Below are 14,536 nucleotides of genomic sequence, written 5' to 3' on the forward strand. Positions count from 1 at the left end.
GTTGTGGTGCGCGCAGCGCACCCTACGTGTGGCTTTTCAATGACAGCAGCCGGACTCCAGATCCTTGAGGATCGGGCAGTCCGGGCGGTCGTTGCCCTGGCAGTTGTCCATCAACTCCTTGAGGGTGTCGCGCAGGCCGCTGAGTTCCTCGATCTTGCGCTCCAGTTCGGCGATATGCCCGGCGGCCAGGGCCTTGACGTCGGCGCTGGCGCGCTGGCGGTCCTGCCACAGGGCCAGCAGCTGGCTGACTTCGGCCAGAGAAAAGCCCAGATCGCGCGAGCGTTTGATAAAGGCCAGGCGATGCAGATCCTGCGGGCTGTACTGGCGGTAGCCGCTGTCGGTGCGGCCGGCGGCGGGTAGCAGGTCGATGCTCTCGTAGTAGCGGATCATCTTGGCGCTAAGGCCGGTTTGCTTGGCGGCTTGGCCGATATTCATGGTTGCCTCCCAATTTTCGGTCTGTCCGTGAAATCGTGATCGCGGGTATGGACTAGGCGTCCCCGCCGCTCCTACAGAGGAGGTGCGGGTTAATCCGCAATCGTGTAGGAGCGGCGGGGACGCCCATTCCCATGGCCGCGAATAGGGTTATGAGCGCTCGGTGGGCTTCCAGGTTTTCAGCAGCAAGGCATTGCTCACCACGCTGACGCTGGACAGCGCCATGGCCGCGCCGGCAAGCATCGGGTTGAGCAGGCCGGCGGCCGCCAGGGGGATGCCGACCAGGTTATAGGCGAAGGCCCAGAACAGGTTCTGGCGGATCTTGTTGTAGGTGCGTCGGCTGATATCCAGGGCGTCGGCCACCAGACGCGGGTCGCCGCGCATCAGGGTGATGCCGGCGGCGTGCATGGCCACATCGGTGCCGCTGCCCATGGCGATGCCAACATCGGCGGCGGCCAGGGCCGGGGCGTCGTTGATGCCGTCGCCGACCATGGCCACCACCGCGTCTTTCTTCAGCTCAGCGATGATCGCCGCCTTGTCTGCCGGCAGCACTTCGGCATGGGCCGCCGTGATGCCCAGGGTCTGGGCCACGGCCTGGACGCTGCCCTGGTTGTCGCCGCTGATCAGGTGGCTGGCGATGCCCTGGGCGTTCAGCGCGGCGATGGCTTCGCCTGCGCCTTCTTTCAGGGTGTCGCCAAAGGCAAACAGGCCCAGCACCCGCGGTTGCGGTGCCAGCTCCAGCAGCCAGGATAGGGTACGGCCTTCGGCTTCCCAGGCCTGGGCGTCTGCGGCCAGCGCCTCATTGTGCAGCTGCTGCTCGTCGAGCAGGCGCTTGTTGCCCAGGGCCAGTTGCCGCTCGCCTATCCGTCCGGCGATGCCGCGGCCGGCCAGGGCCTTGCTTTCGGTGACATCGGCCAGTTCCAGCTGTTGCTGGGTGCAGGCATCCAGCACTGCCTTGGCCAGCGAGTGTTCGCTGCCGCGTTGCAGGGCACCGGCCAGTTGCAGCAGGCTCGCGGTGTCGCCGTCGACAGCCTTCATATGGGCGATGCGCGGTGCGCCCGAGGTCAGGGTGCCGGTCTTGTCGAAGGCCACCAGATTGACCGAGTGAGCGATTTCCAGGGCTTCGGCGTCCTTGATCAGGATGCCGTGGCGCGCCGCCACGCCGGTCCCGGCCATGATCGCGGTGGGGGTGGCCAGGCCCAGGGCGCAGGGGCAGGCGATCACCAGCACGGCCACGGCATTGAGTAGCGCGGTTTCGATACCTGCGCCTGCCAGCAGCCAGCCGAGCAGGGTCGCCAGGGCGATCAGCAGCACCGCCGGGACGAACACCTGGCTGACCTTGTCCACCAGCTTCTGGATCGGAGCCTTCGCGGCCTGGGCGTCCTCGACCAGGCGGATGATCCGCGCCAGTACGGTTTCCGCGCCGAGGGCGGTGGTTTCCACCAGCAGGCGACCTTCGCCGTTGATCGCCCCAGCGGTGACGCTGTCTCCCGGCTGCTTGGGCTGTGGCAGGCTCTCGCCGCTGATCAGCGCCTCGTCAGCATGGCTCTGGCCTTGGGTTACCCGTCCGTCCACCGGAAAGCGCTCGCCGGGCTTGACCACTATGGCGTCGCCCAGTTGCAACTCGCCCAGCGCCACCCACTGCTCGACACCATTCTGCAGGCGCAGGGCGCGTTCCGGGCGCAGCGCCTGCAGGGCGCGGATGGCGCTGCTGGTCTGGCGCTTGGCGCGGCTTTCGAGGTATTTGCCGAGCAGGATCAGGGTAATGATCACCGCCGAGGCTTCGAAATACAGATGGGGCATGCTGCCGGACGGGCTTATCGCCCATTGATAGAGGCTCAGGCCGTAGGCGGCGCTGGTGCCGATGGCCACCAGCTGATCCATATTTCCGGCACGGGCGCGCAGGGCGCTCCAGGCGGCGCGGTAGAAGCGTGCGCCGAAGACGAATTGTACCGGGGTGGCCAGGGCGAATTGCAGCCAGGCTGGCAGCATCCAGTGCAGGCCGAAGGGGGCGGCGAGCATGGGGATGACCAGCGGCAGGGTCAATAGCATGGCCAGGCCCAGCGCCCAGCGCTCCCGTTGCAGCAGGCGCTCGGCCCCGGCCTGTGCGGGGCGCTCGGCGTCTACCAGGCTGGCGCTATAGCCGGCCTGCTGCACCGCACTCAGCAGGGTTTGTGGGTCGAGACCGCGAACGATCTGCACTTGCGCGCGCTCGCTGGCCAGGTTGACGCTGACCGACAGCACGCCCGGCTGTTTGGCCAGGGCGCGTTCAATGCGTCCGGCGCAGCTGGCGCAGGTCATGCCGCCGAGGGCCAGTTCCAGGCGTGTGCTGGGTACCTGGTAGCCGGCGCTTTCGACGGCGTGCACCAGGCGTTCCAGGCTGTCGGCCGGTGCCTGGATGCGCGCCTGCTCGCTGGCCAGATTGACGCTGACCGTGCCGACCTCGGCCACCTTGGCCAGGGCGCGTTCGACGCGTCCGGCACAACTGGCGCAGGTCATGCCGCTGATCGGCAGATCGAAGGTAGTAAGGCTGGACATGGGGGGGCCTCCATTGAGTTCCAGCACAGGATCAACCTTTCCATGTTGGCAAGGTCAAGCCCTTTTATCGCTTGACCATACGCTTATGGCAAGACCAACACTGCAACGACCCGTTTATCATGGCGGCTTATTTATTCAGGAGGTTGTTTATGCAGGTATCTCAGGTTCACACATTCCGGGTCGACGGCATGACCTGTCAGCATTGCGTCAAGACCATCACCGAGGCGCTGCTGGCCTGCGACCCGGCGGCTGATGTGAAGGTGAAGTTTCCCGGCGGCGAAGTACGGGTGAGCAGCAGCATGCCGGTGGACCAACTGATGGTCGCAATCGTCGAGCAGGGCTACGGCGTCAGCCTGGCGTAAGCACTGCAGTGTCTGGCCAGTCGCGGATCAGCCCGCGAAAGCAGGCATCGACCATCGGTGCGGTGTCGTTGAGCGGGTCGAACAGATTGGGGTCGCGTAGCCAGTCGTGAAACAGGCCAACAATTAATGCATGCACTGCCCGCGCAGCCAGGCGCGGGCTTAGCCCAGGGTGCAGGCGCGGGGCGACGGCCGGGGCACTGAATTGCTGCTCGCAGAGTTCGATAAACCGGTTGATAAAGGCCTCGTGGCGCTCTTCGGCCTCGCGCAGTTCTTCGGTGAATTCGCAGCGGCGCAGCAGGATGGTGAAGATGCGCCGCTTCTGTGGCGAGCGGGCGAGATTTTCGATGGCCTCGATGCACAGCTCGCGCAGGGTCAGTAGTGGGTCGTGCTCGGGGCAGCCGCGCATGCGTTCGGCCAGCTGCTCGGGCGGCAGGCGCACCTGGCCGAGCATGGCATTGAACAGATCGGCCTTGTTGGCAAAGTGCCAATACACCGCGCCGCGGGTCACCCCGGCGTGGCGGGCGATATGTTCCAGGCTGGTGTGGGCCACGCCTTTTTCCAGAAACAGGGTCTCGGCGGCCGCCAGAATGGCGCAACGGGTTTTCTCGGCTTCTGCTTTGGTTCGGCGCATGGCGGCTGGCTGATTTCTGGCTAGGCTCAAGGCGTTGGTGCACAAAGTGTAATGAAGTTAGGGGTAATGTTCTATTTACAAACACTTGTGTATGTAACTAGCATTGCCGGTCTCAAATGAAGCGCCCCGCTTTGCCCCGGAGACACTCATGCTTTTTCCCCGTCATTTCCCCGCTACCCTCGGGGCTTTGCTGTTCGCCTCCCTCGCGTCGGCGTTGCAGGCCGCCGATGCGCCGCCTGCACCCGAGGTGCTGGTGGAGACCGTCAAGGTCGAGGCGCTGCCCCTTGAATTCGAATATTCAGCGCGGACCGCCGGTTACCGCGAGGTTCAGGTGCGTGCCCAGGTCAGCGGCATCCTGCAGGAACGCACCTATCTTGAAGGCAGCCAGGTCAAGCAGGGCCAGGTGATGTTCCGTATCGATCCGCGCACCTACCAGGCCGCACTGAGCCGCGCCAAGGGCGCACTGGCCCAGGAGCAGGCGCGCTACCGGCAGACCGAGCGCGACCTCAAGCGCATCCGCGAGCTGCAGAAGAAGGGCTTTGCCAGCGAGAGCGAACTGGACAACGCCATCTCCAACTTCGAGCAGAGCAAGGCCAATATCCAGGCCGCCGAGGCCGAGGTGCAGTCCAAGCAGATCGACCTCGACTACACCACGGTGAAAGCGCCGATTTCCGGGATCACCAGCAAGGAAACCGTGTCCGAAGGCAGCCTGATGGTGGCCGGTGACCCGAACGCCAGCCTGCTGAGCAATATCACCCAGCTCGACCCCATCTACGTCAACTTCGCCGCCCCGGACTCCGATGTGGAAAGCGTGCGCAGCGGCCTGCAGAACGGCAGCCTGGTGCTACCGGAGGACGGCCTGATGCGGGTGCAGATCACTCTGGGCGACGGCAGCAGCTACCCGCTGGAGGGCAAGGTGAACTTTACCGACAGCCTGGTCGACCGCGGCACCGGCACTGTCAGCGCCCGCGCCGTGGTGCCCAACCCCGAGCAGACGCTGCTGCCGGGGCAGTTCGTGCGGGTGCAGGTCAAGGGCCTGAGCATGCCCAACGCCATGACCTTGCCGGAGCGCGCCATCGCTCAAGGGCCGGGCGGCACCTTCGTTTATGTGGTGGATGAGGGGGGCGTGGCGCGGATGCGTCAGGTCACCACCGGGCACACGGCCAAGGGCCGCTGGGTCATCATCTCCGGCATCAGCGCCGGTGAGCGGGTGATAGTCGAGGGCCTGCCCAAGGTTCGTCCGGACAGCCCGGTAAAAGTTGTCGCCCCCGCCGCCAGCCAGTCCTAAGGAGCGTCCCCGGTGATCTCACGCTTCTTTATCGACCGCCCGGTATTCGCCGCGGTCATTTCCATCGTCATCGTGCTGGCTGGCCTGCTGGCCATGCGTGCGCTGCCGATTGCCCAGTACCCGCAGATACTGCCACCGCAGGTGTCGGTCAGCGCCAGCTATGCCGGTGCCAGCGCCCAGGTGATCGCCGAAACCGTGGCCGCGCCCCTTGAGCAGTCGATCAACGGCGTGCAGGGCATGATCTACCAGCAGTCCAACTCCGGCGGCAACGTCATGAGCCTGTCGGTGTATTTCGAGGTGGGTACCGACCCCGATCAGGCCACCATTGACGTCAACAACAGGGTCCAGGCGGCCCTGGCCAAGTTGCCGGAAGAGGTGCGCCGGCAGGGCGTCAAGGTGCAGAAGAAATCCTCGGACATCCTCCAGGTGGTCACCCTGTACTCTCCGGACGGCTCGCGCGACCCGGTGTATATCAGCAACTACGCGCTGATCAACGTGATCGACGAACTCAAGCGCCTGCCTGGGGTCGGCGATGTCAGCCAGTTCGGCTCCAAGGATTACTCCATGCGCATCTGGCTGCGCCCGGACAAACTGGCGCAGTACAACCTGACGCCCACCGATGTGGTCAACGCGATTCGCGAGCAGAACTCCCAGTTCGCCGCCGGCAGCTTCGGCCAGCAACCGCTCAAACAGGAGCAGGACTTCACCTACACGGTGACCACCCAGGGCCGCTTTACCGACCCGAAAGAATTCGAGAACGTGATTCTGCGTACCGATGAAACCGGTGCCAGCCTGCTGCTCAAGGATGTCGCGCGGATCGAGCTGGGGGCCCAGGACTACTCGCTGATGACCTCGCTCAACGGCCAGCAGAACGCTGCCTTCGGCGTGTACCTGCAGCCCGGGGCGAATGCTCTGGACACCGCCGAGGCGGTCAGCACCACGCTGGCGCGGCTGTCAAAGAACTTCCCCAGCGGCATGACCTACAGCGTGCCTTACGACACCACCAAATTCGTCCGGGTGTCGATCGAGGAGGTGATCAAGACCTTCTTCGAAGCCCTGGTGCTGGTGGTGCTGGTGGTGTTTATCTTCCTGCAGAACTGGCGTGCCACGCTGATCCCACTGCTGGCCATCCCGGTGTCGCTGGTTGGCACTTTCGCCGGCATGTACCTGCTGGGCTTTTCCATCAACCTGCTGACCCTGTTCGGCATGGTGCTGGCCATCGGCATCGTGGTGGACGATGCCATCGTGGTGATAGAGAACGTCGAGCGCTCGATGCACAGCGATAAGCTCGCCCCGCGCGAGGCGACCATCAAGGCCATGGAGGAGGTCACCGGCCCCATCATCGCCACCAGCCTGGTGCTCTGCGCGGTATTTATTCCGGTGGGCTTCCTCGGCGGCCTGGCCGGGGAAATGTACAAACAGTTCGCCATCACCATCGCCGTCTCGGTGGCAATCTCCAGCCTGGTGGCCCTGACCCTGAGCCCGGCGCTCTGCGCGGTGCTGCTCAAACCGGGCCAGCATGAACCGGCTGCGCCGTTCCTCGCCTTCAACCGCGTGTTCGATCGCCTGACCGCGGGCTATACCGCTGGCGTGCGCTTCTTCCTCAAACGCTCGCTGGTGGGCTTGGCGCTGTTCGGTCTGATGATTGCTCTGACCCTGGTGTTGTTCAACCGAGTCCCCAGTTCCCTGGTACCCAGTGAGGACCAGGGCTATGTGATCAACGCCTACTTCCTGCCGCCAGCGGCCTCGCTGACCCGTACCGAAACCCTGACCAGCGATGTGACCCAGCAGCTGATGCAGCACCCGGCGGTACAGGATGTGGTGACCTTCGCCGGTTTCGACATTCTGACCTTCGGCACGCGCAGCAATGCCGGAGTGTCGTTCGTGCCGCTGAAGGACTGGAGCGAGCGCACCACCCCCGAGCTGGATGCACGTAATCTGACCGGCACCTTTATGGGCATGGGCGCGGCGCAGAAGGATGGCGTGGTGCTGAGCTTCAACCCGCCGCCTATCACCGGCATGAGCACCACCGGCGGTTTCGAGGGCTATATCCAGGACCGTAGCGGCGGCACCACCGAGCAGTTGGCGGCCAAGGTTCAGGCCTTTCTCGCCGCGGTGAACCAGCGTCCGGAGCTGGGCGGGGTGCAGAGCACCTTCAGCGCCAACGTGCCGCAGTACTTTATCGATCTGGACCGGACCAAGGCGCGCGCCCTGGGCGTGCCGGTCAACGATGTGTTCACCGCCATGCAGGCGACCTTCGGCAGCTACTACGTCAACGACTTCAGCCTCTATGGCCGCACCTTCCAGGTCAGCCTGCAGGCCGAGGCGGAGTTTCGCAGCAAGCCGGAAGACCTGTCCCAGGTCTATGTGCGCTCGGCCAGCGGTGAGCTGATCTCGTTGTCGAGCCTGGTCAAGGTCAAACGCATCCTGGGGCCGGACAGCTACGCGCGTTTCAACGTCTACCCTTCGGCGAAGATCCTCGGCGGACCGGCACCCGGCTACAGCTCCGGGCAGGCCCTGGCGGCGGTGCAGGAGGTGGCCAGCGAGGTGCTGGGCAGCGACTACAGCATCGGCTGGACTGGCTCGGCCTACCAGGAAGTGGCCACTCAAGGCTCAGGCAGCAGCGCCTTCATCTTCGGCCTGATTCTGGTGTTCCTGATCCTCGCCGCCCAGTACGAGCGCTGGACCCTGCCATTGGCGGTGGTCACCGCGGTGCCCTTCGCGGTGTTCGGGGCGATTGTCGCGGTGTGGCTGCGCGGCATCGAGAACGACCTGTACTTCCAGGTTGGCCTGGTCACCCTGATCGGTCTGGCGGCGAAGAACGCCATCCTGATTGTCGAGTTCGCCGTGCTCTGCCGGCAGCAGGGCATGAGCATCTTCGAGTCGGCGCTGGAGGCTTCGCGCCTGCGCTTCCGGCCGATCATCATGACCTCGCTGGCTTTCGTGCTCGGCGTCATGCCGCTGGTCACCAGCACGGGGGCTGGTTCCGCCAGCCGCCACTCGATTGGTACCGGGGTGCTCGGCGGCATGCTGGCAGCCACGGTGCTGGCGGTGTTCCTGATCCCGATGTTCTACCTGCTGGTTGAGTCGCTGGCTTCGAAGCTCGGCAAGGGGCGCAAGACGGCCGAGGCGCTGGTGGAACCACCGCAATAGTCAGACCCTAGCCCGGACCTGGTCCGGGCTACGGCGTTCCCATGGCCTGCGGTCAATGGGCGACCCCCGATCAATCAATGGCCTTGGCCAATCTGTGCTGGACATCCATGCCGTTACGTATTCTGTTGATCCTTGGCGCGCTGAGCGCCTTCGGGCCTCTGGCCATCGATTTCTATCTGCCGAGTTTCCCCACCCTGGCGCGGGTGTTCGCCACCGATGTCGAGCATGTGCAGCTGTCGCTGTCGGCCTACTTTGCCGGGCTGGCCATCGGCCAGCTGATCTATGGGCCCCTGGCCGATCGTTTTGGCCGACGCAAGCCGCTGCTGGCCGGGGTGCTGCTGTTCAGTCTGGCGTCCCTGGCCTGCGCCCTGGCTCCGAGCCTGGAGTGGCTGATCGGCGCGCGTTTCGTCCAGGCCCTGGGCGGCTGCGCCGGCATGGTGGTGTCGCGGGCGGTGGTGCGCGACCTGTGCGACCCGATCAATTCGGCCAAGGCGTTTTCCCAGCTGATGCTGGTGATGGGGCTGGCCCCGATCCTCGCGCCGCTGGCAGGTGGCTTGCTGCTGAGCACCCTGGGCTGGCCGTCGATCTTTATCTGCCTGGCCCTGTTCGGCACCCTGTGCCTGCTGGCCGTGGCCCTGTGGCTGCCGGAAACCCTGGCCAAGGATGCGCCGCCCGCGCCGTTGCGCGGGGCCCTGGGCGAGTATCGCCGGTTATTCGGCGACTGGCCGTTTCTCGGTTATGCCCTGACCGGCGGATTCGCCATCGCCGGGATGTTCGCCTATATCGCCGGCTCGCCCTTCGTCTTTATCGAACTCTACGGCGTGCCGGCCGAACACTACGGCTGGCTGTTCGGCAGCAATGCCCTGGGCTTTATCCTGGTGGCGCAGCTCAATGCCTGGCTGGTGGCCCGTCACGGTCCGGGCTACTGGCTGCGCATTACCGTATGGTTCTACCTGGGCGCGGCCCTGGTGCTGGTGCTGGTGGCAAACGCCAGGCCGCAGATGCTCTGGCCCCTGCTGATCCCTCTGTTCGCCTGCATCGCCAGCCTAGGCATCCTGCTGCCCAATGCCTCGGCCTGCGCCATGGCCGGGCAGGGCAGCCACGCCGGCAGCGCCTCGGCGTTACTCGGCAGCCTGCAGTTCGTGATTGCCGCCAGTGCGGCGGCCATGGTCGCGCTGCTCCATGACGGCAGCGCCTGGCCTGTGGCCGTGGTGATCTTCGGTTGCGGCCTGCTGGCCGTGCTGTTCTCGCGACTTACCCGTTGGGCCGAACGGCGCGCCAGTTCGGCTGGGTAAAGGCGATGTTCTTTTGAGTAGCCAGGCGATAAAGCCCAGCCACACATGTCACTGCCTGTTGGGCTTCGCTGCGCTCAACGGCAACAGACCCTAAGACGGTGCGCACGGCCCCGCCTACCCATTGCACGCTGTTAGCTGGCGATACGCTGCCGCTCCCGGGGCAGGCTATGGGGGGCTTGCAGGCGCGCCTGCAGGGTGGCGACGAACTGACGGGCCTCGGCTTCGTTGCGAAAGGTCACGCGGTGCTGATCGAGGCGTACCTGCCAACAGCCCTGGGGCTGGTTTACCGGCTGTATCACAAGCTTCATGGGCGCATTCTCCGCTAAGGGGAACCCCAGTTTAGTCGGCGAATATGAATGTTCTCTGACCTGCATCAATTGTCTGCCCGGCGGCCTGCCGTTGGTCCGATACTGTGCTCAGTAATTGCGCTGCTGCTGCACGGCCAGGCCGGCCAGGCGGGTGAACTCGGTGACCAGGGCAATATCCTCGGCACTCGGGCTGGCGCAGTGGTGGTAGTAGATGCCGAAGGTGCCCAGCACCCTGTTGCTGTCATCCTTGAACGGCAGCGACCAGCAGGCGCGCAGGCCGGCGGCGCTGGTCAGCTCGCGGAAGTCGCGCCAGAAGGGGTGCTGGCTGAGGTCTTCGGCAATCACCAGGTCGCCGTTGCAGGCCGCATGTCCGCAGGAGCCTACTTCCGGTGCCGCCTGCAGGCCGTCGATGGCCTTGCAGTAGCTCTCCGGCAGACTGGGTGCGGCTCCCAGATGCAGGCGTTGTTGCGGGTCCAGCAGCATGATCGACACCAGCATATGCGGGTTGAGGCCCTGCAGCCGACGGCTGATATTGTCGAGAATATGCGGCAGCGGGAGGCGCGCCAGCAGTTCATCGAGTACCGCATTGCGCGCGTTTTGCAGCTCCTGGGTCTGGAAGCGCTCATGGATGTCGCGCAGAAAGCCGCGCAGGCTGTTGTCCGGCTGGCTGCGGCTGAGCTGCAGTTCGATCCGGCGCATTTGCCCATTGCGGGTCAGTAGGCGGTACTCGCTGCGCAGGCTGGTTTCCTCGCCCCTGGCCAGAGCACTGATCTGTTTGGCCAGTTTTCGGCCGTCCTCGTCATCGAGAAACTGGGTCAGCGGGCGGCCCAGGCTTTCATCGCTAAGATAACCGCTGAGCTTTTCCCAGGCCGGGTTATGGAAGGTCAGGTGGCCGTGGGCATCGGCGAGGAAGATCACATCGCTCAGCTGCTCGACCAGCTCGCGAAAGCGCTCTTCGCTGGCCAGCAGTTCGCCGTAGACCTGCTTCTGTTCGCTGAGGTCGATATCGATGCAGTACAGCTCCAGCTGGTCGCGGCTATTGCGCAACATCGAGTGGCTGGAATAGACCCACACCTGGCTGCCGTCCTTGCGTTGCAGGCGCAGCTCCGCGGCGGGAATGGCGGGGCCGCCGAGCAGCCAGCTCTGGATGGCGGCAGCCACCTGGGTACGCGAGGTGGGCGGGATGATCAGGTCTTCCAGGCGCTTGCCGATGGCCTCCTGCAGGCTGTAGCCATACAGCTGGGTGCTGGCCTGGTTCCAGTAGATCACCCGGCGCTCGCGGTCGTAGCCCTGCACGGCGATACGCGGCGTCTGTTCGAACAGCTGGCGAAAGCGCTGTTCGCTCTCGCGCAGGGCGCTTTCGTCGCGTTTCTGGCTGCTGATGTCCTGCACCGTACCGATGATGCGGTCCTGTTCGTTGACTTCACCGTGCAGCAGCAACCAGGTGGCCTGCAGCTTGTGTGGCTGATACGGGCGGGCGCTGAGGGTCATGGGTTTGCGCTCGAGCAGCAGGGCCTGCAGGGCGCGTTGCGCTGCGGGGCGATCGGCCGGGTGCAGCCAGCTGAGCAGGCGCTCCAGGCTGCACTGGCGGTTGTCGAGTTCCTCATCCTGGGCGTGGCCGAGCAGGGCCAGGGCTTCCGGGGTCCAGATGAAGCAGGTGCCGTATTCCCAGCTGCCGAGGCCGGCATGACGTTGCGTCTGCTGCAGCAGGCTGGTGCTGTGGGTCAGCTCTTCGAGCAGGTGCCGTTGAGCGCGGCGGTCGCGGTAGCTGACAACGAAGATCAACAGGGTGCTGAGCAGAATAAACAGCATGCCCTTGGCGGTCTGCAGGTTGGCCGCCAGCTCGCCGTCCTTGACCATTGCCTGCAGCAGGTTATCGCTGCCAAATATCCATAGGCTGCTGAACAGGCTGTATACGCCGGCCAGACGCAGTGGACCGTGAAGATCGGGTCGCATCCATTACCGCCAATGGCTAAATAGGTCGAAGAATGAAGTGGGTCTGCCGGATTAAAGAGGCAATGCACTGATTCTAGCTGGCCCATCGCCGAATGCCGCACATGCAGTAAAAAAGCTGTCCGGCGCGCGATGTACGCGCCAGCTTTGCTTGAGGCTTTTAGAACCCTTCGAGGACGATCTTGCCCTTGGCTGTGCCACTCTCCAGCAGAGTATGCGCGCGGCGCAGGTTGGCTGCGTTGATGCTACCGAAATGCTCGCCGAGGGTGGTCTTCAGGGTGCCGGCATCCACCAGTTCGGCAACCCGCTGCAGCAGGCGATGCTGTTCAATCATGTCTGCGGTCTCGAACAGCGAGCGGGTAAACATCAACTCCCAGTGCAATGACAGGCTTTTGCGCTTGAGCTGCATGATGTCCAGTGGTTGCTCCGGGTCGTCGATCAGCGCCAGGCGGCCCTGTGGGACGAGGGCTTCGACCAGTTGCGCGAAGTGCTGATCGGTCTGGGTCAGGCTGGCGACGTGGGTGACCTGATCGATACCGATACGTTTCAGCTCTTCACTCAGCGGCTGGCGATGGTCGATCACATGGTGTGCGCCCAGCTGGAGAACCCAGGCTTGGGTCTCGGGGCGGGATGCTGTGCCGATCACGGTCAGGCCGGTGAGCTGACGTGCCAGCTGCACCAGAATCGAACCGACCCCACCGGCGGCACCGACGATCAGCAGGCTCTGGCCCAGGTCGGTGTTGCCCTGGGTGATTTGCAGGCGCTCGAACAGCAATTCCCAGGCGGTGATCGCGGTCAGCGGCAGGGCGGCAGCTTCGGCAAACCCCAGCGTTGCTGGCATATGCCCGACGATGCGCTCATCCACCACATGCAGCTCACTGTTGGCCCCGGCGCGGTTGATCGCCCCGGCGTAATACACCCGGTCGCCGGCCTGGAACAGGCTGACCTCGCTGCCCACCGCCTTGACGATGCCGCTGGCATCCCAGCCCAGCACCTTGGCGGCACCGTCTGTTGGGGCGACGTTGCGGCGGATCTTGGTGTCCACCGGGTTGACCGAAATGGCCTTGACCTCGACCAGCAGATCGCGCGGGCCTGGCGTGGGCGCAGGCAGTTCGACATCCTGCAGGGCCTCGGCGTGGTCGACGGGCAGGGATTGGTAATAGGCGACAGCTTTCATGGGGGCGCTCCTTAAAGAATGCGTTGCATCAGTTGATGATCGACCTGCTCCAGCAGGCTGCCGCAGGTTTCGCCGAAGTGCAGAAAATGTGCGGTCTGCTGGTGCGCGCTAAGGGCGGCGGCGTCCTGCCATTGCTCGATCATGATGAAGCGGCTGGGCTGCTCCTGATGGCGGTGCAGGTTGTACTGCAGGCAACCGGCTTCGGCCTGGCTCGGCGGCACCAGTTGGCGCAGGCCGGCTTCAACCGCCTCGGCTTGGCCAGGGCGGGCGGTGATAGTGGCGATCAGGGTGAGTGGGCTCGACATGGCTGGGCTCCGGTTCAAGAGGAGGCCATGCTCGGTTATTTGATTGACGAGAAAAACCGTCGGCTACTAGAGTCTCTTTCAATATTTTTTTGATAATGAGCCGCCATGCTGCGTTTTGATGATTTGCAGTTGTTTGTCACCACCGCCGATCTGGGCAATCTATCGGCGGCGGCGCGGCGTCTGGATATTTCCCCGGCGGTGGCCAGTGCCGGGCTTAAACGCCTGGAGCTGCAACTGCAGGTACGCTTGTTCAGCCGCTCCACCCGCAGCCTGCGGTTAACGCCTGAGGGCGAGCTGTTTCTGGGTCATGCGCGTCTGGCCTTGCAGAACCTGGATGACGGTCGGCAGCAATTGGCTGGCAGCAAGGTCGGCATCAGCGGGCCATTGCAGTTGTCCGCGCCTTCGGACTTTGGCCGCAATACTTTGCTGCCCTGGCTGGATGAATTTCAGCAGGCGCACCCACAGGTGCAGTTGCGCCTGCTGCTGGGCGACCGCGTGACCGATCTGTTTCGCGAGCCAGTGGACATCGCCCTACGCTATGGCGCACCGGAGGACTCCAGCCTGGTCGCCTTGCCCGTGGCGGCGCTGAATCGCCGTGTACTGTGCGCCGCGCCGCAGTACCTGCACAAGCATGGCGCGCCGCAAGCGGTGGATGAACTGGCCGAGCACAACTGCCTGCTCTATATGCTCGGCGGACGGCTGCATGACCGCTGGCGTTTCAGCGATGGCAAGCGCGAGCAGGGCATCAGCGTCAAAGGCGACCGGGTCAGTGATGACGCCGATGTGGTGCGCCGTTGGGCGGTGAGTGGTGCCGGCCTGGTGTACAAATCCTGGCTGGATGTGGCCGGTGATGTGCGCGCCGGACGGCTCCGGGTGCTGCTACCCGAGCTACGCGGTGAGCCGACACCGCTTAACCTGATCTGCGCGCACCGCGCGCAACTGAGTAAGCCAGTGTTGTTGCTGCGTGAGTTTGTCCAGGGACGCTGTGCGGAGTTATTGGCGGATGCACCCTGGCCGAACTAAGATTGCCCCGCCAGCGCGCTGCGGCAATCCATCGCAGTGCTGCTGCCTCACATGCGTCCCGGAGCAATGCT

Annotated in this window: 12 protein-coding genes; 5 read left to right on the forward strand and 7 right to left on the reverse strand. The window is 64.5% G+C overall.

Annotated elements, in window-relative coordinates:
- Positions 1 to 36: 36 nt before the first annotated feature.
- Together cueR and WMW70_RS14790 are read right to left on the reverse strand one after the other, a co-directional pair.
- Positions 37 to 435: a Cu(I)-responsive transcriptional regulator gene (gene cueR / locus WMW70_RS14785; RefSeq protein ID WP_341438222.1), complete on the reverse strand. Its 399-nt coding sequence runs from the start codon at positions 433 to 435 to the stop codon at positions 37 to 39.
- Positions 436 to 582: 147 nt separating this feature from the next.
- Positions 583 to 2,970: a heavy metal translocating P-type ATPase gene (locus WMW70_RS14790; protein WP_341438223.1), complete on the reverse strand. Its 2,388-nt coding sequence runs from the start codon at positions 2,968 to 2,970 to the stop codon at positions 583 to 585.
- Between the two features lie 149 nt (positions 2,971 to 3,119).
- Between WMW70_RS14790 and WMW70_RS14795 the strand changes: the two genes are divergently transcribed.
- The gene (locus WMW70_RS14795; protein WP_341438225.1) at positions 3,120 to 3,332 is read left to right on the forward strand and encodes a heavy-metal-associated domain-containing protein; all 213 of its coding nucleotides are present in this window, start codon (positions 3,120 to 3,122) and stop codon (positions 3,330 to 3,332) included.
- On the opposite strand, the gene WMW70_RS14800 is transcribed toward WMW70_RS14795, so the two are convergent.
- A complete protein-coding gene (locus WMW70_RS14800) occupies positions 3,319 to 3,963 on the reverse strand; it encodes a TetR family transcriptional regulator (protein WP_341438226.1) in 645 nt (214 codons plus the stop codon). The genes WMW70_RS14795 and WMW70_RS14800 overlap by 14 nt on opposite strands.
- Positions 3,964 to 4,111: 148 nt before the next feature.
- Between WMW70_RS14800 and WMW70_RS14805 the strand changes: the two genes are divergently transcribed.
- The 3 genes from WMW70_RS14805 (at position 4,112) to WMW70_RS14815 (ending at position 9,699) form a co-directional block, all read left to right on the forward strand.
- Complete coding sequence (locus WMW70_RS14805) at positions 4,112 to 5,251, forward strand: efflux RND transporter periplasmic adaptor subunit (protein WP_341438227.1); 1,140 nt, start codon at positions 4,112 to 4,114, stop codon at positions 5,249 to 5,251.
- 12 nt (positions 5,252 to 5,263) lie between these two features.
- Positions 5,264 to 8,404, forward strand: a complete 3,141-nt coding sequence (locus WMW70_RS14810; protein ID WP_341438228.1) for an efflux RND transporter permease subunit — start codon at positions 5,264 to 5,266, stop codon at positions 8,402 to 8,404.
- Between the two features lie 107 nt (positions 8,405 to 8,511).
- Positions 8,512 to 9,699: a Bcr/CflA family multidrug efflux MFS transporter gene (locus WMW70_RS14815; protein ID WP_341438229.1), complete on the forward strand. Its 1,188-nt coding sequence runs from the start codon at positions 8,512 to 8,514 to the stop codon at positions 9,697 to 9,699.
- A gap of 131 nt (positions 9,700 to 9,830) precedes the next feature.
- On the opposite strand, the gene WMW70_RS14820 is transcribed toward WMW70_RS14815, so the two are convergent.
- The 4 genes from WMW70_RS14820 to WMW70_RS14835 all read right to left on the reverse strand — a co-directional run bounded on the left by WMW70_RS14820 (position 9,831) and on the right by WMW70_RS14835 (position 13,442).
- Positions 9,831 to 10,007: a hypothetical protein gene (locus tag WMW70_RS14820; RefSeq protein ID WP_341438230.1), complete on the reverse strand. Its 177-nt coding sequence runs from the start codon at positions 10,005 to 10,007 to the stop codon at positions 9,831 to 9,833.
- A 108-nt stretch (positions 10,008 to 10,115) separates the two neighbouring features.
- On the reverse strand, positions 10,116 to 11,963 hold the full coding sequence (locus WMW70_RS14825) for a PAS domain S-box protein (RefSeq protein WP_341438231.1): 1,848 nt from the start codon (positions 11,961 to 11,963) through the stop codon (positions 10,116 to 10,118).
- A gap of 157 nt (positions 11,964 to 12,120) precedes the next feature.
- Positions 12,121 to 13,137 (reverse strand): zinc-binding alcohol dehydrogenase family protein, encoded by a 1,017-nt coding sequence (locus WMW70_RS14830; protein ID WP_341438232.1) that lies wholly within the window; start codon positions 13,135 to 13,137, stop codon positions 12,121 to 12,123.
- 11 nt (positions 13,138 to 13,148) lie between these two features.
- Positions 13,149 to 13,442: a putative quinol monooxygenase gene (locus WMW70_RS14835; RefSeq protein WP_341438233.1), complete on the reverse strand. Its 294-nt coding sequence runs from the start codon at positions 13,440 to 13,442 to the stop codon at positions 13,149 to 13,151.
- A gap of 105 nt (positions 13,443 to 13,547) precedes the next feature.
- On the opposite strand from WMW70_RS14835, the gene WMW70_RS14840 reads away from it, so the two are divergent.
- Entirely contained in the window at positions 13,548 to 14,465 is a 918-nt protein-coding gene (locus tag WMW70_RS14840) for a LysR family transcriptional regulator (RefSeq protein WP_341438234.1), read from the forward strand.
- Positions 14,466 to 14,536: the final 71 nt, after the last annotated feature.

This window comes from Pseudomonas sp. XK-1 (assembly GCF_038069885.1).
Classification (GTDB): domain Bacteria; phylum Pseudomonadota; class Gammaproteobacteria; order Pseudomonadales; family Pseudomonadaceae; genus Aquipseudomonas.

What these genes read in the sequence shown, in the direction of transcription:
- cueR (WP_341438222.1), bottom strand. Translation starts at nt 435, where the DNA reads ATGAATATCGGCCAAGCCGCCAAGCAAACCGGCCTTAGCGCCAAGATG.
- WMW70_RS14790 (WP_341438223.1), bottom strand. Translation starts at nt 2,970, where the DNA reads ATGTCCAGCCTTACTACCTTCGATCTGCCGATCAGCGGCATGACCTGC.
- WMW70_RS14795 (WP_341438225.1), top strand. Translation starts at nt 3,120, where the DNA reads ATGCAGGTATCTCAGGTTCACACATTCCGGGTCGACGGCATGACCTGT.
- WMW70_RS14800 (WP_341438226.1), bottom strand. Translation starts at nt 3,963, where the DNA reads ATGCGCCGAACCAAAGCAGAAGCCGAGAAAACCCGTTGCGCCATTCTG.
- WMW70_RS14805 (WP_341438227.1), top strand. Translation starts at nt 4,112, where the DNA reads ATGCTTTTTCCCCGTCATTTCCCCGCTACCCTCGGGGCTTTGCTGTTC.
- WMW70_RS14815 (WP_341438229.1), top strand. Translation starts at nt 8,512, where the DNA reads ATGCCGTTACGTATTCTGTTGATCCTTGGCGCGCTGAGCGCCTTCGGG.
- WMW70_RS14820 (WP_341438230.1), bottom strand. Translation starts at nt 10,007, where the DNA reads ATGAAGCTTGTGATACAGCCGGTAAACCAGCCCCAGGGCTGTTGGCAG.
- WMW70_RS14825 (WP_341438231.1), bottom strand. Translation starts at nt 11,963, where the DNA reads ATGCGACCCGATCTTCACGGTCCACTGCGTCTGGCCGGCGTATACAGC.
- WMW70_RS14830 (WP_341438232.1), bottom strand. Translation starts at nt 13,137, where the DNA reads ATGAAAGCTGTCGCCTATTACCAATCCCTGCCCGTCGACCACGCCGAG.
- WMW70_RS14835 (WP_341438233.1), bottom strand. Translation starts at nt 13,442, where the DNA reads ATGTCGAGCCCACTCACCCTGATCGCCACTATCACCGCCCGCCCTGGC.
- WMW70_RS14840 (WP_341438234.1), top strand. Translation starts at nt 13,548, where the DNA reads ATGCTGCGTTTTGATGATTTGCAGTTGTTTGTCACCACCGCCGATCTG.